The sequence below is a fragment of the Acetomicrobium flavidum genome, from assembly GCF_900129645.1.
In the GTDB taxonomy this organism is placed as follows: domain Bacteria; phylum Synergistota; class Synergistia; order Synergistales; family Acetomicrobiaceae; genus Acetomicrobium; species Acetomicrobium flavidum.
Genome location: NZ_FSQZ01000001.1, coordinates 1,719,218 through 1,737,453, shown reverse-complemented (window position 1 = coordinate 1,737,453; position 18,236 = coordinate 1,719,218). Strand labels below are relative to the sequence as shown.

Below are 18,236 nucleotides of genomic sequence, written 5' to 3'. Positions count from 1 at the left end.
AAGATTAATTTGCTTTAAGCCTAAAAAGGCCCGTAGTCCATCCAAGTTGCAATCAACAATAGGATAATTGCCAATAACCAGGAGCTCCACATAAAAGGCATGATGAACCTAAGCCACCGATTAAAAGGAACCTTTGTGTAAATGAGATAGGCAATTAAAACGCCAACGGTCGGATAGCAAAGATTTGATAACCCATCTCCAAATTGGAATGCTAAAATTGCAATCTGTCTATTGAGGTTTATTATATCTGCCACTGGCAACGCTATCGGCAAAGTTGCCAAAGCCTGACCGCTGCCGGAAGGAATGAAAAAGTTGATGAAGGTCTGCATTACAAACATTCCGATCGCACACAACCACGAGGGAAGGAAATCCATCACACGTGCAAGTCCCATGACTATAGTATCTATGATTTTGCCTTCCTCCATAACTACGCTGATACCCCTCGCAAGGCCCACAGCAATGGCACCAACAAATATGGATTGGCCTCCCCCTATCAGCTTCTCGGCGATCTCATTGCCGTCATAACCTGCTATTATGCCACCAATAATAGAACCTATGATGTACACCGCCGACATCTCGAAAAACCCGAAGTTCCATCTTATGGCTCCATAGACTACGACGAAAATTGTCGCGGCGAAGGTCAGTAAAATAAGCCCGTGCCTGGTCGTAAAGGCTTCGACATTCATATTTTGTAGGTCTCTCAGATGAGACATATCCAGGCCATCGGCGATGCTTAAAGTTGGATCCCTCTGTACCCGTTCGCCATATGCTAGTACAAACCTGATCGCTAGCATCATCAACGCTACAAAAACCACGAGCCGATAACCAAGCCCCGAAAAAAGCGGAAGCTCGCCTAAATTTTGACCGATGCCCACGGTCCATGGGTTAGTTGGCCCCGCGGTCCATCCTACGACGATGGAAATTACCGGAACAGATATTCCTACCAATACATCGTAACCTAACGCCAAAGCGATACCTATACAAAGCGGCGCAAAGGGGATAGCAGCTTCAAGCATGCCGGGAAAAGCCCCAAGGCAACCAAAAAACAACATGATTACCACTATTACCCAAGACTTTCTTTGTTGACCTATTATGTCCAATAGCTTAAATACTGCAGCTCTAATGGCTCCGGTGCTATCGAAAAGCTGAATGGAAGCACCTATTATCATTATCATGAACAACAAAGACGAAGCCGAATTTATGCCCTTCGGAATCGCTACGAACATTTTAAAAAAGCCTACGGGCGAACGCTGTATATAATGAAAGCTGGATGGGTCCACTATAGTCCGCCCACCGACCTGAACGCGAGCATATTCCCCTGCCGGTATTATCCATGTCATTATTGCCATCAATACAATGATCCCAAAAAGCAAGACATAAGCATGAGGGAATGCCTTAAACATCATCTTTTTTCTCATCTCTCTTTTCTCCTTTCACGTATGGATTATTTAATAGATGAAATGATACTGGCAGGAGTCAGTGGCAGCTGTGCTAAATGAGTCCCAAGAGCCCAATTTACTGCATTGACAACCGCAGATGCTACAGGAACGGTCGCTATCTCTCCAACGCTTTTGGCCCCAAACGGCCCGGATGGTTCTTCGTCTTCAACAAGCATGACCTTGACGTTGGGCATTTCCGGAGCATTGACCATGGTATAACGACTGAAGGATGCATTTCGAGGGTTACCTTGCGAATCATACGTAAGCTCCTCAAATAAAGCCATTCCTATGCCCATTTGAACCCCACCGTAGATTTGCCCCTCGACCAATTTGGGATTAATTGCCTTACCCACGTCATGAACAGCCAGATAGTCAATGACCGCAACAGATCCCGTCAGCGTATCGACCTCAACTTCAGTAAAGTGCGCAGCGTAAGACCCAGGATTTGCCACCGACTTATACGATAGGTATCCCCCCACCTCTTCCTGTAAGGTCCTTCCGATCTCAGATATAACTTCCCCGTAAGAAAAAGCCCTATCTTTATTTGACTTCACTATGATATTGCCATCATAAAACGTTATCTCATTTAAAGGCACCCTTAAAACGATAGAAGCCAGTGCGCGAAACTTTTCTCTGATTTCCTCGGCAAGCTTTTTCGCACAATTTCCGCATACATAGGTGACCCTGCTTGCTACGCATCCTACATCATATGGAGAATGCGTGGTGTCCCCTTCGCTAACCACGACTTTCTTAATATTTACATCAAGGACTTCAGCTACAATCTGGGCGATGACCGTCAAAGTACCGTTGCCTAATTCATGAAGTCCGGCATTGACCAAAACAGCACCATCTTCTGTCAATCTCATATTCATGGCCGTGAAATCCGGATATATGGACCCCGCGTATCCGTTACTGTGAGTGGAACAGGCCATGCCAACGCCACGCCTAAACCTACCTCCTTGGGGAACGAACGAAAACCTTTCTTTCCAACAAAAGGCTTCTGCACCACGATTAACGCATTCGATGATCCTGGCATTTCCCAAGTTAGGGCCTCCAGAAGGATCATCGTCAAAAGGAACTACAAGGTTTCTCAACCTTAGCTTGACGGGATCTAGCTTTAACTCTCTTGCGATATGATCCACGTTTATTTCGGTGATAGTATGTATTTGAGGGGAGCCATAACCTCGGCAGGCACCTGAAGGGGTCGTATTCGTCCGCACTGTCGTTCCCTTATATGATTGATGAGGTATACGATAAAGTCTAAAGAGTTTTTTACCCATGGCCGTAGTAACGCGATGTGCACCTGTCATATAAGCTCCTGCATCTGTGACTATATCGACTTCACGACCGATGAATCTGCCAGCTTTTGATACTATTGTCTTGACCTTGCCCACAGTTGCCGCACGGGTCCGTGTTGCCACTATGGTCTCGCTGCGATTTAACGATAATTTAACAGGGCGACCCAAATCTTTAGCTATATAGGCGCATAATGGTTCAAGGATCACTTCCTGTTTACCTCCAAAAGTCCCACCCATTGCCCACTTGATAACCCGAACCTTGCTAAGGGGATGATCTAAAACCTTAGACACGATATATCTGACTCCAAAAATAAGTTGGCATGGCGACAGCACCGTCACGATGTCCCCAGGTTCCATATAAGCGATGCAGGCGTGAGGCTCGAGGGCTGCATGATGAATCTTCTGTGTACGTACTTCATCTTCTACGACAACCAGATCAGTCGTATCGCCTTTTATCTTCTCAATGTCACCGCAGGAGAGATTGACTTCCCGACGCTCCTCATGTTGTTGGTCCAAAGCTTTGACCGGATCTAGGAGGGGAATAAGCTTATCGTACTCCACTTTAAGCCTGTTCATCCCCTCCTCGGCAGCTTCTTTAGATTCAGCCACTACGGCAGCTACTCTGTCGCCCACATATCGCATATGTTCCGAAAAGAGCGTTTCGTCTTCCAAGTCCGTTTGGCCAGGATAAAAAATCGCACTATTGTAACGTATTTTAGGGGTATTAACCCAGCTATACACTTTAACGACGCCTGGCATGGATTCTGCTTCTGTTGAATCGATTGACTTTACAATTGCATTTGCATAAGGAGAAAGAAGCAGCTTAATGTGGAGCATCCCTCTCATGTCAATGTCATCGATATACTTTATCGCTGCGGTTATCTTTTCTTTGGCATCCAACCGGGTGACATTTTGCCCTACGTATCTATAGGCCTCTTTTCTATAAGCATCTTTTTGGACTTCCCTAATCGTCTTCCCTTGAGCACTCAAAGCATACACCTCCGTCCAAACAGGACATCTAAAACGTCAATGCCCAGACCTCTTACGGCCGTTCTTTTGTATGCCCTGGATGGTCTGTTTGGTATGGCCAGATCTACTACATTAGTCAAGAGGTTCAGAAAAAAATCAATTGGAAAGTCTTTGGTGCTTATGCCCTTGAAGTCGCGATCTATATTGGCGATCAGCAGCGGACGGGGCCCCAAAGTGCCAAGGCAGACATTAACGTCGCTTAAACCTTCCCCGCTAAACTTGGCAGAAATTGCTAAATTAAGACGTGATATGGTTACGCGCTTCCTGCTTCCAATCTTCACAAATGCCGAACGCACATGCGGTCGTATAGGGATATGAAAAGCCCATATCACTTCATAAGGCCTTAACGCACTAACTCCCACGTCTTCTATAACATCCAAGACAGAAATCATTTTGGATTGGCCATTTGGGCCCAAGATTTCAACCTCAGAATTCAGCAAGGCCAACGCAGGCAAGGAGTCAGCTGCAGGCGAAGCGTTAGCTACATTTCCTCCTATGGTCGCTCTATTTCGAATTTGTACGGAACCTATTTGAGATGCGGCCATTGATAGGGCTTGCGCATATGTTCTAATAAATTGATTTCTTGCGATGTCAGAGAAAGTGGCTGTAGCTCCTACAATCACTTTATCTTCGGTCACCTTAATTGCATCCATGTCACTAACATGCGTTATATCGATATACGTAAATTTTTTTAACCCTCCTTCAAGGGAAGGTAGTACATCCGTTCCACCGGCAACAAAACGGGTATCCTCGTTCATTTGCGACAAACACTCTATGAGCTCTTTCTTATCTTTTGGCATCAAATTCATGATATCTAAAGACATTCTTTACCTGCACCCTCTCTAACGATTTGCAACACCGCTTTCACTATCGGGAGATAGCCAGTGCATCGGCACAAGTTTCCCTCTATTGCAATGTATATATCTTCAGCGGTAGGATTTGGATTTTCTTTAAGCAAGGCTTTGACTGCCATAATCATGCCTGGAGTACAAAAGCCACATTGGACTGCATCGTTTTCGATAAAAGCTCTTTGAATCACATCTAATTCTCCATCTTTTTGCAATCCTTCTAGCGTTGTTATCTCATGTCCATGTGCTTGAAAGGCAAATAGAGTACAGGCGGTGACGGCTTTGCCGTCCAACAAAACGGTACAAGCACCACATTCGCCCTCGCCGCAACCCTCCTTAACGCTTGTAAGCCCTCTCGACCTTAAAAAATCTATCAACCTTATGCTCGGATCCACGTCAAAAAACTCGTCCCTGCCGTTTAAAATCATCTTTATCTCCATTTCAAGCTCTCCTTCAAAAAACTGCGTTCGAATTGTCTGTTAATATGACATGTTGCCGTCTATGAAACGTCAAAAATATTCCCTAGGATATTTAAAGATCCCCAATGCCATGATATGTTGCCCAAATTTGATACCCGACACTAACAAGCGATTGACAACCAAATACGGCATAGGATAATTTAAATCAATATTTACATTTCGTTTGGAGGGATAAGGGATGAAGAGGTTTTTTGCATTTGCATTTATCTGCATGATGATTTTTGGGTATTTCGTGCTGCCAGCCTCAGCAAATGCTCCCTATCACATCGGCATTTGCACCGAGACGGTATCGCAGGCCGAGGATGACTTGCGAGGAGCGGAGCGAGCCATACGCGAGTATGGCGATGTAGCTCGCGGCGGCATGATCCAACACATCACATATCCCGATAACTTCATGCAGGAGATGGAGACGGTCATAAGCCAAATTGTAGGTTTAGCTGATGATCCTTTGATGAAAGCTATAATCGTCAACAACGCTATCCCCGGCACTACCGAGGCCTTCAGGCGCATAAAGGAAAAAAGGCCGGACATTTTGTGCATTGCGGCAGAGGCACATGAAGACCCGGGAGTTATCGGCTCCATAGCGGACCTAATCACCAACGTCAATAACATTCATAGGGGATATTTGATCCCTATGGCAGCTAAAAAGATGGGCGCGACCGACTTCGTCCACATCTCCTTCCCCCGCCACATGAGTTATGAGCTTCTTTCAAGAAGGCGCAACATCATGGAGGTAGCATGTAATGATCTAGGCCTCAAGTTCCACTTCGAGACGGCACCGGACCCGGTCAGCGACGTAGGAGTAGCCGGAGCTCAGCAGTTCATACTCGAGAAGGTCCCTGCATGGCTGCAGAAGTACGGCAAAAACACTGCATTTTTCTGCACCAACGATGCCCATACCGAACCTTTGATCAGACAGATAGTGGCTTACGGCGGTTATTTCGTCGAGGCCGATCTTCCTTCCCCTCTCATGGGATACCCCGGAGCGCTGGGAATAGACCTGTCTGCTGAGAAGGGAGATTTTCCTGCGATAATAAAAAAGATCGAGCAAGTCATTAAAGAGAAGGGCGCATCGGGGCGGCTGGGAACATGGGCCTACTCTTATGGATACACCAATTCCGCCGGCCTGGTCGAACTTGCCAAGCGAGTGATAGATGGCAAAGCCAAGCTAGATCTCGAAAGCTTAGTGGTTGCCTTCGAAAAATATACTCCGGGAGCTAAATGGAACGGAAGTTACTATGTGGACTTAAACACCGGCATAGAAAACAAGCGACATATACTCCTATATCAAGATACTTATGTCTTTGGAAAAGGATTTTTGGGCATGACAAACATCCAAGTGCCCAAAAAGTACTTGAGCATTCGCTAACCTTAAAATATTAGGCTCTATGACGATAAAAATGCTCCATCGCTTCATAGCGAGGGAGCATTTAATTTTGATTTCGTAATCATGGCGCGCCGGAGAGGACTTGAACCCCCAACCTTCGGATCCGTAGTCCGATGCTCTATCCAGTTGAGCTACCGGCGCACCCCCTAGGAACTATGGCGGTGGGAGAGGGATTCGAACCCTCGAGGGCGGTTTTAGCCACCCTACTCGCTTAGCAGGCGAGTGCCTTCAGCCGCTCGGCCATCCCACCCTGCATAGTCATTCTAGAAATTAACCAGCTTTGTGTCAATCCCTATTTTACAAACAAGCATGATTGCCCATCGTAGGTCTTTTACATATTCTTGCATATTGTCTCTGCATACTTAGAACACGACACTTCCGTTGCATTTTCCATTTGCCTTGCCAAATCATAAGTCACGATTCGAGATTGTATAGCCCTTTCTATGCCCTTAATGATAAGTGCAGCTGCCTCTTTCCAGCCAATATGCTCCAACATCATAACAGATGAAAGGATCAATGAAGTCGGATTTACTTTATCCATACCTGCGTACTTTGGAGCTGTACCGTGGGTGGCCTCAAACACAGCCACTTCGTCGCCAACATTGGCCCCAGGAGCAATGCCCAATCCTCCAACCGTAGCTGCTATTGCATCGGAGAGGTAGTCTCCGTTTAAATTGGGAGTAACTATGACATCGTAATCTTCAGGTCTGAGCAAGATCTGCTGGAACATGGCATCCGCAATCCTATCCTTTACCAATACCTTACTACGAGGCAAACTACTCGTCGCCTTTTGTTGAGCTTCTTCCTCAATAACAGTTAGACCTGAAAATTCTTCCCTTGCCACCTCGTAACAACAGGCTCGAAACAACCCTTCGGTATATTTCATGATGTTTCCTTTATGTACTATTGTTATGCTCGATCTGCCTTGTTCAATGGCATACTTCAATGCCTTTCGCATAATTCGTTTAGACCCAAATACCGATATAGGTTTAAGGCCAAGCCCAACATCTTCTCGCAAAGTAATTCCCATTTCATTCGTTAAAAAATTGCGGACTTTCGCGCAGTCGACGCTGCCATTTGGCCATTCTATACCAGCATAGACATCTTCCATATTTTCCCTAAATACCACCATGTTGACTTTCCAGGGTTCTTTTAGAGGAGACGGTACTCCATCAAAATAACGAACCGGTCTAATGCATGCATACAACTCAAGCGCTTGCCTGAGTCTGACGTTGATGCTGCGTATACCTTCTCCTACGGGTGTCGTTAGAGGTCCCTTGATAGCAACCTTGAAATACTTAATTGCCTTCAAAGTATCATCAATTAGCCAGTTACCAAACATTTTATTACACTTTTCGCCAGCATATACTTCCCAAAAGAAGAGCTGTCTTTTACCATCGTACGCCTTATTAACCGCACTTTCCACAACAAGCTTCATTGCTCTAGTTATATCAGGACCAATACCATCTCCTTCGATAAAAGGAATAACAGGATCGTCTGGCACAACTAGCATACCCTCATCTGTCACGGTAATTGGAGAACCAGCAGAAGGCGCATCGATATTACTAAGTTTAAGTCCTGGGAAACTCAACATTTAATGTTACCTCCTGTCATTGGAAGCGTTTAATTTTATCCAATTAAGCCTGCCGCCAGCCTTTACGACCTTCAAGTCGTCAGCACTTAGGGGGCATACGACCTCAATTTCAATATTTTTAGTCAAATCGTGCAAAGTTCCGCGAAATTCAGCATCCAATTGAGTGACATCGAAGAAAAAGTCATCTCCTTGATCTATTTTTTCATAATCTTTGACATCAGCAAAAATCAATGGGAGTATCCCAAAGTTAACTAGATTCGCTAGATGGATGCGCGCAAAGCTTTTGGCGACAACGGCTTTGATTCCTAAGTACTTGGGCGCCAGTGCTGCGTGTTCCCTGCTTGACCCTTGTCCGTAATTTGCTCCAGCTACTATGAATCCACCGTTTAATTCCTTAGCCCTTTTAGCAAAGGTGGGATCCAAGACCTCAAAGACGTGGTCTGAGATCGCAGGAATATTGGATCGCAACGGCAAAAACTTGGCTCCTGCTGGCATGATGTGGTCTGTAGTGATATCGTCACCAACTTTTATCAAGGCCTTTCCTTCAAGCTTGTCGGGCAATGGACCCATTTCAGGCAAAGGCTTGATGTTTGGCCCTCTTCTAACGACAATCTTTTCAGGTTCTGGCGAGGGTGCTATGAACATTCCTTCATCTACGATAAGACCCGAAGGCATCTCAAAATAAAATGGCTCCACAAATACGTCCCTAGGGTCAGCTATTTCACCTGTGATGCACGCCGCCGCCGCCACCTCAGGGCTAGCAAGGTAAACCTTGCCGCTGGTATGCCCACACCTCCCATAGAAATTACGGTTTATAGTCCGAACAGAAACGCCCTCCGAGGGAGGAGCAAATCCCATACCAACACAGGCCCCGCAGCTTGCCTCTAAAATTCTCACTCCTGCAGTGATCAAATCTTCAAGTGCACCTTCAGCTCCTGCTTGTAGTAAAATTTGCCTGCTTCCGGGGGAAAGACCGGCATCAACATTAGGGTGTATTCTTTTGCCCTTAAGCATATGAGCTATAGTCAAAATATCCCGTAGCGAGGAGTTTGTACATGAACCGAACATTACCTGGTCAACCCGAATACCTGTAACTTCCTTAACTGGCACTACGTTGTCAGGCAAGAATGGCCTTGCTACAAGTGGTTCAAGCAATGACAGGTCAATATTGATCTCTTCGTCGTAAACGGCATCTATATCTGGGTGTAAGGAGACCCACTCACGCTCTCTTCCTTGTGCTCTTAACCATTGACGAGTTACTTCGTCGCTTTCAAAGATAGATGTGGTAGCTCCAGTCTCTGCTCCCATGTTGGTTATCGTAGCCCTCTCACTCACGCTTAAGGATTTAACGCCAGGGCCGCAATACTCAAAGACCTTCCCCACTCCACCTTTGACCGAAACACGACGCAGTACTTCTAATATTACATCTTTTGCCGAAACGAAAGATGGAAGCTTGCCTATTAGGTTCACTTTAACAATCTTTGGCATTATCAACGTAAATGGTTCACCAGCCATAGCAAGTGCCACATCCAAACCTCCGGCACCAATGGCAAGCATGCCAATGCCACCTGCCGTTGGCGTATGAGAGTCACTGCCAAGGAGCGTCTTACCTGGAACTGCGAAACGCTCGAGATGGACATGATGACAAATACCATTACCAGGCCTTGAAAACATGACCCCATATTTTGCAGCCATATCCTGCAAAAATCTATGGTCATCGGGATTTTTAAAGTCCTCTTGAATCATGTTGTGATCAATATAAGCGACAGATAGGTCTGTTTTAACACGTTTAATCCCCGTGGCCTCAAGCTCTAACATGGCCATAGTTCCTGTCGCATCATGGACCAAAGTTTGATCTATCTTGATTGTTATAGGTCTTCCCCTATCCAATGTCCCATTTATTAAGTGATGTTTTATTATCTTTTCAGTTATAGTTAAAGCCACAAAAAATACCTCCTTATTTAAATTTTGTTCTTATTATTTTAAATAATATTCACACTAACTAACACCTTTGGTTGAAACACGCCGCATTTTTATATTTCTTGATATTATGGGCCATATTACCGACAACAAAGTTAGTACCATAAGCGTTATACTTATACCTGACCTTAGAAAAATCGTTAAACTTCCGTCCGAAAGCATCAGCGACTGACGAAACGAATTTTCCATTGAAGACCCCAAGACAACTGACAATACCATGGGTGCCAATGGAACTTTATACCTTCTCATAAAATATCCTACAAATCCAAAGATAAGAAGCAAATAAAAATCTACGATCGAAAAATTTATAGTGTACACTCCAAAGAAAGCTATTACAACTATTAGCGGATAAAGTAGACGCCCTGGTACTGACAGCAACCTGACCAATAATCCCGCCAATGGGAGGTTAATTATTATACAAATCAAATCTCCCACAAATAAGCTTGCTATTACTCCCCATGCTATCTCAGGATGTTGCTGAAAAAGAAGAGGGCCAGGCTGCAATCCATAAATCATCAACGCACCTAGCATTACCGCCGTTGTACCCGAACCGGGTACACCAAGCGTAAGCATTGGTATCATTGCCCCAATAGAAGCTGCATTATTGGCCGATTCCGGAGCCGCCAAACCTTCCGGTACACCTGTACCAAAACGTTCTGGCTCCTTAGACAATCGCTTTTCGTTACTATAAGCCATCATCGCCGCAATGGTTCCGCCAGCGCCAGGCAAAACTCCAACAATAAACCCCACAATAGACTCTCTAAGTATAGGCCACACACACCTACGCCATTCTTCCAACGTGAACCATATGCGTCCAAAAGTCGTTTTTAAAGCATACATTCCTGTTTCTTTTATGTTTTCATAGTTCTTGAATACTTCTCCTATACCGTATATTCCTACAATAACCACCACAAAATCGATCCCTGTCTGAAGTTCGGGAATCCCGTAAGTGAAACGCAAAACTCCCGACTGGAGATCTATTCCTATGGTCGTTATCATAAGACCAAAGAGCAATGACATAAAACCTTTTATAGGGCTTTCTTCAGTTAAAGAGGCAGTAGCAGATAGGGCAAAGACCATCAACATAAAGTACTCGGGAGGCCCAAAACGCAGAGCAAACCTGGCCACAGGCATTGCCAAAAAGAGAAAAATAACTGCAGCAACCAAGCCACCTATAAAAGAAGCCACCGCAGATATGGCCAAAGCAGATTCAGCTTTTCCATTCATTGCCATGGGATATCCATCAAAGCATGAAGCTACCGCAGCGCCATCGCCAGGGACATTTAAAAGTATCGCACTTCTAGAACCACCAAACATCGCACCATAATATACTGCTGCCATAGTAATCAATGCTGTCTCGGGCTCCATAGTAAATGTTAACGGAAGCAATAAAGCTACTCCAGTTGCCGGACCGACCCCTGGCAACATTCCAAGTACCGTTCCAAGGATGCACCCTATTGACATAAAAATTATATTAACTGGTTGAACGACAATAGATAATCCATATAATAAATTATTAATTGTCTCCAATATCGCCCACCTCACCGTTAAGGCAATGTAATATACAAGACCTTCTCAAAGCAATACCAAACACTTAGCGTTAAACAAATCGCCAACACGATGTTTAGAAACCAGCCCTTTGTACCGTTAACCAAAAATAACATTGCTCCTATGAATATAATGGTAGATGAGATAAAGCCTATTCTATTAAACAAGACAGCGTAAAGAGACCCTATTGCTATCGTGCCCATAATCAGAAACCAGGGGGCTTTAGTGCTTAACTTCATACCTTTCTTTTTTTGTCGCAAAGCCTGAAACAAAAGCATGATACTACACAAGGTCATTAAAGCTCCTAAAGACAAAGGAAAATAAATAGGTGCCCATGGATTACCTATAAATGCTTTCGGTATGCTAAGGCTTTGAATTAGGTAAGATATTCCAAGGACAAACCCTGCAATGCCAACGATAATATCAGGATTCATCTTACACTGCCTCCTTTTACAAGAGGACAGCCTTTTATATTCCAAGCTGTCCCCTTGTATCTTAAAAATTACTCGCCTTTATAGAAACCTATTGCTTTCAAAACTTCTTTATATTCGTCATTTGTCCTCGCTAAAAATGCCTTGAAATCACTTGAGGGCATAAAACTCTTATCCCATCCGTTCGTTCTGCATACTTCATCCCACAGTTTCGTCTTTTCCATTTGTGCGAGCTTTTCTTCAAGATATTTGACTGCATAGTCAGGCATTTCTGGAGGGCCAAACAAGCCTCGCCAATTTATGAATTCGGCATTAATTCCAGCCTGACGAAGGGTAGGAACCTCTTTGAAAGGACCATCCGCATACGGTTCGGGCCTTGAAAGAGCCAGCACTCTGATGTCACCCGACAGCATGGGTCCTTGCACTTCAGCTAATCCTGTGCTCAAAAGATCGATATGCCCGCCAAGTAGGGCGGCTAAATGCTGACCCTCCTGGAAAGCGATATAGGGAATCTGTGCCAAATCTTTTACTCCTGCAGCCTTGGCGACAATGAGAAATTGCACGTGGTCCATTGATCCAGGAGATGAGAGGCCTCCAATTTTAACGCTTTTAGGATCTTTCTTTAAAGCATTCATAACATCATTGATCGTTTTATAAGGAGAATTTTTTGGCACTGCGAAAGCACCATAGTCACTGATCAGCATGGCTATTGGAGTGGTATCCTTAAAGGAAAGCTTGGTTTGACCTGTCAGGTTAATTAACAAGAGTGGCGGTGAATAAACTGCCACAGTATATGGATCTCCCTTACGCTGTTGCAGATAAGCCAAAGCAACACCGCCACCCCCTCCCGGCTTGTTAACAACCGGCATCGGAACAGGTACCAACTTTTCCTCCTGCAACACCCTTGCTACCATCCTAATGGTAGTATCCCACCCCCCACCTGGACCGGCCGGTGCTATAAACTCGAAGGGTTTACTGGGATATTCCTGCTTTGCGACAGCCATAGTCCCTATAAGGAGAACAGCTGCGACGATTCCTATGATCCAGACCGCCTTCCCTTTCATTGCCATACCTCCCTTATAATGTATATTTTTGTATTGCCCCATAAAACAATGTCATGCACCTATCGGGACTTCAATGTCAAATAGTGGCACATATTGCTGTGCGCCGTGCATATCAACCTCTCCAACTGACCCTTGAGGTCGCATTCGCGGTATGGTGATCTTTACGGCGTTGGCTGCATCATAAAACACAAATGTTAAAATTCTTTGCGGATCTAAGCTATATATACGGGCTATAAGTTCTTTGTTCAGCACACCTGAAGCTTTGACCTTTTCGTAATCCTCTTTCGTTTTGAATATTATGTCGAAAGTTATCTCAAATGGACCAGCGTTTTTGCTCCTTATAACCTTTGCTATATCTTTAAGTTTTACAGTTTTTTTATTCATACCTACACCTCCAAATACTTGACGGGAAAAAGATTTGCAGGATTATCAATCTCCATAAGATGATAAACATTAAAAGCACATACTTCTCCTAAAGGGATCTCAAGAGGTGTAAATGGAAGTGCTATGTTGCCCGCTGTACCTATGCGTCCTTCATAAGGACAATGTAAAAGTTCCGTCCTAGCCCTAGAGCATATTGCGGTGGCCAATTCCTGTGTAGATGCAGCAACCTCTAAAATAATGCATAATTCAAGAGGCTTGAAATCCTTCATGGGCTCATATTCGGCCATAACCCCATTTTTGCCATATATGTGATATATCATCTTATATTGATCAGCCGATATGTCTTTGAAATAATCCTTTACATCTTCAGTAACCTGAGTTATAACATCATCGATATGCTCTATTAAAATGGGGTCTCTGACCCCGGCAATAAATATCGAACGAAACCCAACTCTTTTAGCTCCTTCTAGTTTAACTGTATATTTATCAGAAGGTATAAATTTACTGCCAGATACCTTAACCCTTCGATCATCTACCTGTTCAAACTTGGCATTAGACAAGTCTAACGTACCACCGGGACCAGGCAACATATAGGGGTGAGATTTTTCATATAAAGTATGCGCAGCCACCGACCATGCAGTGCATCGCTCTTCAAGGCTGCCAGGTTCTAGAATAAAGTGATCTTTACGTATTATTCCAAACATCACTTTGCCTGCTGGTTCAGCGCAAAGGGCTCCACACTCCATAATTTTCCCCATATGCCAGGCGAGTCCCGGATCAAATCCATTATTAATAGGGATGGCTGCTATCGAAACAGGGTCGTAGGCTCTACCAGCAACTACAACATCTACTTCACTTTCATTTAACACCTTTAAAAGTGGTTCTACTCCCATTTGAGCTACTATAGTTGTAGCCAAGTCTATTTCCTCTTCTGTAAGAGGTGAAGCCGGTCCACACGGAGCGATCTCGTTGTTTCTCAGTTTTTTCTTTATGATTTCTTTATTTATTTCACTATATATAGCCGCTATTCTGAAGTGGTAGCCTCTTTCTTCTGATATAGCCCTAATGATATCCAAAAAAATGTCAACTTGATCATTAGTACCGGCCCCACCAGCTGAAGTGATAAAAAGAGGAATTTTCTTTTCGTTCACAGCATCCAAAAGAAGTGATATGTCCTTAGTATAAGCCGCTCTCGAACAAGTCATGACACCAGTCGCAAGTTTATGGGGACCACTGTCTGTAGAACCAGAATCTACTGCTATAACGTGAGGATTCATAGATAAAGCCCGCTCAAACCACTTAACAGGAAAACCATAACCCAACATTCCATTTGGCGTAAGGACACGAATTTCATCCATGATTTCTATTTCACCACCTTTTTATCTGCTTCATGCTCTTCATAAAGCCCTTCTTCCTTCAAGAAAGACTCTAAAGCCCCTTGTAGATGCTTTCTAACTGCTCTTTCGGCTTTTTGCGGATCTCTATCGATTACAGCCTGCAAAATATCTTCATGTTCTTTCAGAGCTGCTACTTGTCTTTCATGCTTTGCCATCGAGATGGCACGAAAATCTTCCAAGTATTCCATATAGACTTTGACAAGTTTGATTAGCCTTGGCATTCTGCAAGCTCTAATCAGGATGTCGTTAAACTCCTGGCAAACTGAAAAAAGCTTCTCTGATTGCCTGGAATCCGTATATTCTTTCATTTGTTCGACAAGAGATTTAAGTCTGTTTATCTCTGGCAAGCTTATGGAGTTGACGGCCTTTGAAACGGCTAGCGTTTCTAATGCAATACGAATTGAATAAATTTCCACTACATCTTCAATCATAATGCCTTTAACAAATAGACCTTTCCTCGGCGCTCTCTTTAAAAGGCCTTCGGCTTCAAGAACTCGCAAAGCTTCACGTACCGGAGTGCGGCTGACGTTTAGTGCCTGAGCAAGTTCAGATTCAACTATACGATCTCCTGGCTTTAACTTTTTATTAAGTATTGCTTCACGTAAACGTTCGAGCACTAAATCCCTTATTGGTCGGAATTCATCGTAAGATATCGGTTCGATAAACTTCAGTTCGCTCATTAGTACCCCCTCCAAAAGAACAATGAATGTCGTATTTATAAATGTATTCCAGGATCCTGGATACAAGGATACGCATTATATGATTTTTTGTCAAGTAATATTTCTTTATAAAAGTATCTTGATGTTTATGCTAAAATAAATTTAGTTCAATTAACACGAGGCGAGGTGATGGCCTTGAAGGATATGGGAGAAATGCTTTTGAGGGAGGAACCCTTCAGCGAGATAGTTATGGGTGACACTGCCATAGTTAGAGCTATGGTGGAAGCTGGCGTTAGGGTAGCTTCATCCTATCCAGGATCTCCAACCCCTGAGATCGCTGAAGCAATAGCTTCCATTCCACACGAAAGACGCCCATTTTACTTTGAGTTTTCGACAAATGAGAAAGTTGCACTTGAAGTAGCGTTTGGCGGTAGCATAAATGGACATCTGTCTTGTTGCTTTTTTAAAAGCGTAGGGTTAAATGTCGCTGCCGACTCCTTCGTGCAATTGTCGATGATGAATCTTCTGGGGGGGATGGTAATAGTATTGGGCGACGACCCTGGTGCAAACTCCTCTCAAAACGAGCAGGACAACAGACATCTTGCTCGTTTGGCGTATGTGCCTGTTTTCGAACCTGCATCGCCCAAAGAGTCATACGAGATGTTTCTTGAGGCAGCAAAGTTGTCGAAAGAACATAACATGCCCGTCATAGTAAGGCTCACGACGCATGTATGCCACGCCAAGGAAAAGGTGCGGTTTGGTCGCTGGAATCCCAAACCTCTCGATCCCACGCCGCGATTTGATCCAAAATCCGATAGCTATATCCCTCTAACGGCAGCTACCGTGTACCCGATGAAACGAAGGGCGCTTGAAAATGTCGAAAGACTTCGAGAATACGCCGAATTTTCGCCTTTTAATTTGTTTGTTAAAAACGACAACAACAGGCGCGGAATAATAACGGCAGGACTTCCGTTTCTTTCTTTGATGGACGTCCTTCAATTTGCTGATGAAAAGCCGGACATCTTAAAGTTGGGCATGGCCTACCCCTTACCCCGAAAGCTAGTTGCCGACTTTTTAGCCTCTCACGATGAGGTCAAGGTTCTTGAAGAACTGGATAACTTCATAGAAGTTGAGGTAAAATCCATAGCCTTTGATTCAGGCATAAAAAGCAGGATCATCGGTAAAAAGGACCTGGAAGATTGGGTTGGCGAATACGTGCCGGAAAAGGTCTACAGTGTCATGAAAAAGACTTGGCCGGACATGCTTCCGGATATGGGCTTCTCGCCTAAAGGCCCTATGCCCTCGCCGAGACCCCCTCAGCTATGTCCTGGATGCGGGCATAGATCTGCATTTTACGCGATAATACGCGCCTTAAAAGATACCGACATAACAGTGGCAGATATAGGTTGTCACACTTTGGGCTACCTTGAACCTCACGAGATGGGGCAAGTTATGTTATGCATGGGACATTCCACAGGCACAGGGTCGGGGCTTTCGCTTTTTAACGATGAACGAAAGGTCGTGGCCTTTATAGGCGACTCCACCCTATTTCATGCAGGGCTACCAGGGATTATCAACGCAGTCTTTAACCGCCACAATATGACGCTGGTAATAATGGAAAATGGCACGACGGCAATGACGGGTCATCAAGATCATCCCGGATCGGGAAAGAATTTTAATGGTCCCACGGACGCAATCTCCATAAAGAAAATGCTCGAAGGCCTTGGGGTCAAGTCCATAAGGGTGGTCGATGCCTATTCACAACAAAAACTGACAGAGGCAGTCCGAGAGGCAGTATTAGAGGAAGGGTTTTCCGTCGTAATTGCCTCACATCCATGTATGCTCAAGTTCACGAGAGAACAACGCCGAAAGGGCAAATTGACAAAAAGACAGGTATCCGTTGATCAAGAAAAATGCAAGCGCATATATGAATGCGTAAAGGCCTTTGCATGCCCCAGTTTTCAGTTGAAAGATGACGGCTCGGTTGAGGTATCAGAAGAGTTGTGTATAGGAGATGGCTCTTGTGTTCAAACCTGTCCCGTAAAGGCCTTAAGGTACGAGGACTAGTCGTATTTTGAGAGATGACTGGAGGGGGATAAAGATGAAACGGGACATCTTTGTGATCGGCGTGGGGGGCCAAGGTATAGGTCTGCTAAGCGAAACAATAATACGGGCTGCAAATTACGCGGGCTTGCCGGTAAAAGGGGTAGATACACACGGATTGGCTCAACGAGGGGGCATGGTTACATCGCATATTAGAATAGGAGATGGGGCTTTTTCGCCTCTGATCATGCCTGGACAGGCGGATATGGTTTTGGCCTTGGAGATACACGAAGCCTTAAGAGGGTTAAGCAGCCACCTTAAGGATGGTGGTATACTGGTTTACTACAATGTATCATTACAACCTCTAAACGTTCGCCTTGGCAGGGAAAGGCCTGTAACATGCGAAGATATAACCAGGGAATGCAAAAGACGCTCCATCAAAGAATACTCAGTGACGGCAAAGGTGCCCGATCCGCGAATGCAGAACATGACGATACTTGCCACCCTCGCAAGGGAAAACCTTATCCCTACGATTGACGTAAAGCACTACGAAATGGCCTTAGAAGACCTTTTATCCGGGAAAGTGCTTGAGTCAAACCTTGCTCTTTTTAGGTCTCTTCTATGAGAATAGCCGAAACAAAGATCATGAGGGGGCA

Annotated in this window: 15 protein-coding genes and 2 tRNA genes; 3 read left to right on the top strand and 14 right to left on the bottom strand. The window is 44.6% G+C overall.

Going from position 1 to position 18,236, the window contains the following annotated elements; translation table 11 throughout:
* Window positions 1-20: 20 nt before the first annotated feature.
* Genes BUQ78_RS08605 through BUQ78_RS08590 form a run of 4 tightly spaced genes read right to left on the bottom strand, consistent with a single transcriptional unit; the run spans window position 21 to window position 5,054 of the window.
* Window positions 21-1,418: a YfcC family protein gene (locus BUQ78_RS08605; RefSeq protein ID WP_074199927.1), complete on the bottom strand. Its 1,398-nt coding sequence runs from the start codon at window positions 1,416-1,418 to the stop codon at window positions 21-23.
* Between the two features lie 26 nt (window positions 1,419-1,444).
* On the bottom strand, window positions 1,445-3,736 hold the full coding sequence (locus tag BUQ78_RS08600; RefSeq protein WP_318259593.1) for a xanthine dehydrogenase family protein molybdopterin-binding subunit: 2,292 nt from the start codon (window positions 3,734-3,736) through the stop codon (window positions 1,445-1,447).
* Window positions 3,724-4,590 carry an FAD binding domain-containing protein gene (locus BUQ78_RS08595; protein WP_084532315.1) on the bottom strand — a complete coding sequence of 289 codons (867 nt, stop codon included), beginning with the start codon at window positions 4,588-4,590 and terminating at the stop codon, window positions 3,724-3,726. The genes BUQ78_RS08600 and BUQ78_RS08595 overlap by 13 nt, the downstream gene beginning before the upstream one ends.
* Window positions 4,581-5,054 carry a (2Fe-2S)-binding protein gene (locus tag BUQ78_RS08590; protein ID WP_074199925.1) on the bottom strand — a complete coding sequence of 158 codons (474 nt, stop codon included), beginning with the start codon at window positions 5,052-5,054 and terminating at the stop codon, window positions 4,581-4,583. Before BUQ78_RS08590 ends, BUQ78_RS08595 begins: the two co-directional genes overlap by 10 nt.
* 250 nt (window positions 5,055-5,304) lie before the next feature.
* Here BUQ78_RS08590 and BUQ78_RS08585 point away from each other — a divergent pair, with 250 nt between their 5' ends.
* The gene (locus tag BUQ78_RS08585; RefSeq protein WP_318259653.1) at window positions 5,305-6,462 is read left to right on the top strand and encodes a DUF3798 domain-containing protein; all 1,158 of its coding nucleotides are present in this window, start codon (window positions 5,305-5,307) and stop codon (window positions 6,460-6,462) included.
* Window positions 6,463-6,544: 82 nt separating this feature from the next.
* Here BUQ78_RS08585 and BUQ78_RS08580 read toward each other — a convergent pair.
* From BUQ78_RS08580 to BUQ78_RS08535, 10 genes are all read right to left on the bottom strand, one after another.
* A tRNA-Arg gene (locus BUQ78_RS08580) sits at window positions 6,545-6,621 on the bottom strand.
* Window positions 6,622-6,636: 15 nt separating this feature from the next.
* A tRNA-Ser gene (locus BUQ78_RS08575) sits at window positions 6,637-6,730 on the bottom strand.
* Between the two features lie 81 nt (window positions 6,731-6,811).
* Window positions 6,812-8,074 carry an isocitrate dehydrogenase (NADP(+)) gene (gene icd / locus BUQ78_RS08570; RefSeq protein ID WP_143228365.1) on the bottom strand — a complete coding sequence of 421 codons (1,263 nt, stop codon included), beginning with the start codon at window positions 8,072-8,074 and terminating at the stop codon, window positions 6,812-6,814.
* Window positions 8,075-8,080: 6 nt separating this feature from the next.
* Window positions 8,081-10,018 (bottom strand): aconitate hydratase, encoded by a 1,938-nt coding sequence (locus BUQ78_RS08565; protein WP_074199923.1) that lies wholly within the window; start codon window positions 10,016-10,018, stop codon window positions 8,081-8,083.
* Window positions 10,019-10,072: 54 nt separating this feature from the next.
* The gene (locus BUQ78_RS08560; RefSeq protein WP_074199922.1) at window positions 10,073-11,584 is read right to left on the bottom strand and encodes a tripartite tricarboxylate transporter permease; all 1,512 of its coding nucleotides are present in this window, start codon (window positions 11,582-11,584) and stop codon (window positions 10,073-10,075) included.
* 17 nt (window positions 11,585-11,601) lie between these two features.
* A complete protein-coding gene (locus BUQ78_RS08555; RefSeq protein ID WP_074199921.1) occupies window positions 11,602-12,036 on the bottom strand; it encodes a tripartite tricarboxylate transporter TctB family protein in 435 nt (144 codons plus the stop codon).
* Window positions 12,037-12,104: 68 nt separating this feature from the next.
* Window positions 12,105-12,935 carry a tripartite tricarboxylate transporter substrate binding protein gene (locus BUQ78_RS08550; RefSeq protein WP_318259592.1) on the bottom strand — a complete coding sequence of 277 codons (831 nt, stop codon included), beginning with the start codon at window positions 12,933-12,935 and terminating at the stop codon, window positions 12,105-12,107.
* Window positions 12,936-13,148: 213 nt separating this feature from the next.
* Window positions 13,149-13,481, bottom strand: coding sequence for a DUF4387 domain-containing protein (locus BUQ78_RS08545; protein ID WP_074199919.1), 333 nt, complete (start codon window positions 13,479-13,481; stop codon window positions 13,149-13,151).
* A gap of 2 nt (window positions 13,482-13,483) precedes the next feature.
* Window positions 13,484-14,839 (bottom strand): acyclic terpene utilization AtuA family protein, encoded by a 1,356-nt coding sequence (locus BUQ78_RS08540; RefSeq protein ID WP_074199918.1) that lies wholly within the window; start codon window positions 14,837-14,839, stop codon window positions 13,484-13,486.
* Window positions 14,840-14,844: 5 nt separating this feature from the next.
* Window positions 14,845-15,558 (bottom strand): GntR family transcriptional regulator, encoded by a 714-nt coding sequence (locus BUQ78_RS08535; protein ID WP_074199917.1) that lies wholly within the window; start codon window positions 15,556-15,558, stop codon window positions 14,845-14,847.
* 168 nt (window positions 15,559-15,726) lie between these two features.
* On the opposite strand from BUQ78_RS08535, the gene BUQ78_RS08530 reads away from it, so the two are divergent.
* Together BUQ78_RS08530 and BUQ78_RS08525 are read left to right on the top strand one after the other, a co-directional pair.
* Window positions 15,727-17,604: a thiamine pyrophosphate-dependent enzyme gene (locus BUQ78_RS08530; RefSeq protein WP_200779705.1), complete on the top strand. Its 1,878-nt coding sequence runs from the start codon at window positions 15,727-15,729 to the stop codon at window positions 17,602-17,604.
* A gap of 34 nt (window positions 17,605-17,638) precedes the next feature.
* Complete coding sequence (locus tag BUQ78_RS08525) at window positions 17,639-18,205, top strand: 2-oxoacid:acceptor oxidoreductase family protein (RefSeq protein WP_074199916.1); 567 nt, start codon at window positions 17,639-17,641, stop codon at window positions 18,203-18,205.
* Window positions 18,206-18,236: the final 31 nt, after the last annotated feature.

What these genes read in the sequence shown, in the direction of transcription:
- BUQ78_RS08605 (WP_074199927.1), bottom strand. Translation starts at nt 1,418, where the DNA reads ATGAGAAAAAAGATGATGTTTAAGGCATTCCCTCATGCTTATGTCTTG.
- BUQ78_RS08595 (WP_084532315.1), bottom strand. Translation starts at nt 4,590, where the DNA reads ATGTCTTTAGATATCATGAATTTGATGCCAAAAGATAAGAAAGAGCTC.
- BUQ78_RS08590 (WP_074199925.1), bottom strand. Translation starts at nt 5,054, where the DNA reads ATGGAGATAAAGATGATTTTAAACGGCAGGGACGAGTTTTTTGACGTG.
- BUQ78_RS08585 (WP_318259653.1), top strand. Translation starts at nt 5,305, where the DNA reads ATGATGATTTTTGGGTATTTCGTGCTGCCAGCCTCAGCAAATGCTCCC.
- icd (WP_143228365.1), bottom strand. Translation starts at nt 8,074, where the DNA reads ATGTTGAGTTTCCCAGGACTTAAACTTAGTAATATCGATGCGCCTTCT.
- BUQ78_RS08555 (WP_074199921.1), bottom strand. Translation starts at nt 12,036, where the DNA reads ATGAATCCTGATATTATCGTTGGCATTGCAGGGTTTGTCCTTGGAATA.
- BUQ78_RS08545 (WP_074199919.1), bottom strand. Translation starts at nt 13,481, where the DNA reads ATGAATAAAAAAACTGTAAAACTTAAAGATATAGCAAAGGTTATAAGG.
- BUQ78_RS08540 (WP_074199918.1), bottom strand. Translation starts at nt 14,839, where the DNA reads ATGGATGAAATTCGTGTCCTTACGCCAAATGGAATGTTGGGTTATGGT.
- BUQ78_RS08535 (WP_074199917.1), bottom strand. Translation starts at nt 15,558, where the DNA reads ATGAGCGAACTGAAGTTTATCGAACCGATATCTTACGATGAATTCCGA.
- BUQ78_RS08530 (WP_200779705.1), top strand. Translation starts at nt 15,727, where the DNA reads ATGGCCTTGAAGGATATGGGAGAAATGCTTTTGAGGGAGGAACCCTTC.
- BUQ78_RS08525 (WP_074199916.1), top strand. Translation starts at nt 17,639, where the DNA reads ATGAAACGGGACATCTTTGTGATCGGCGTGGGGGGCCAAGGTATAGGT.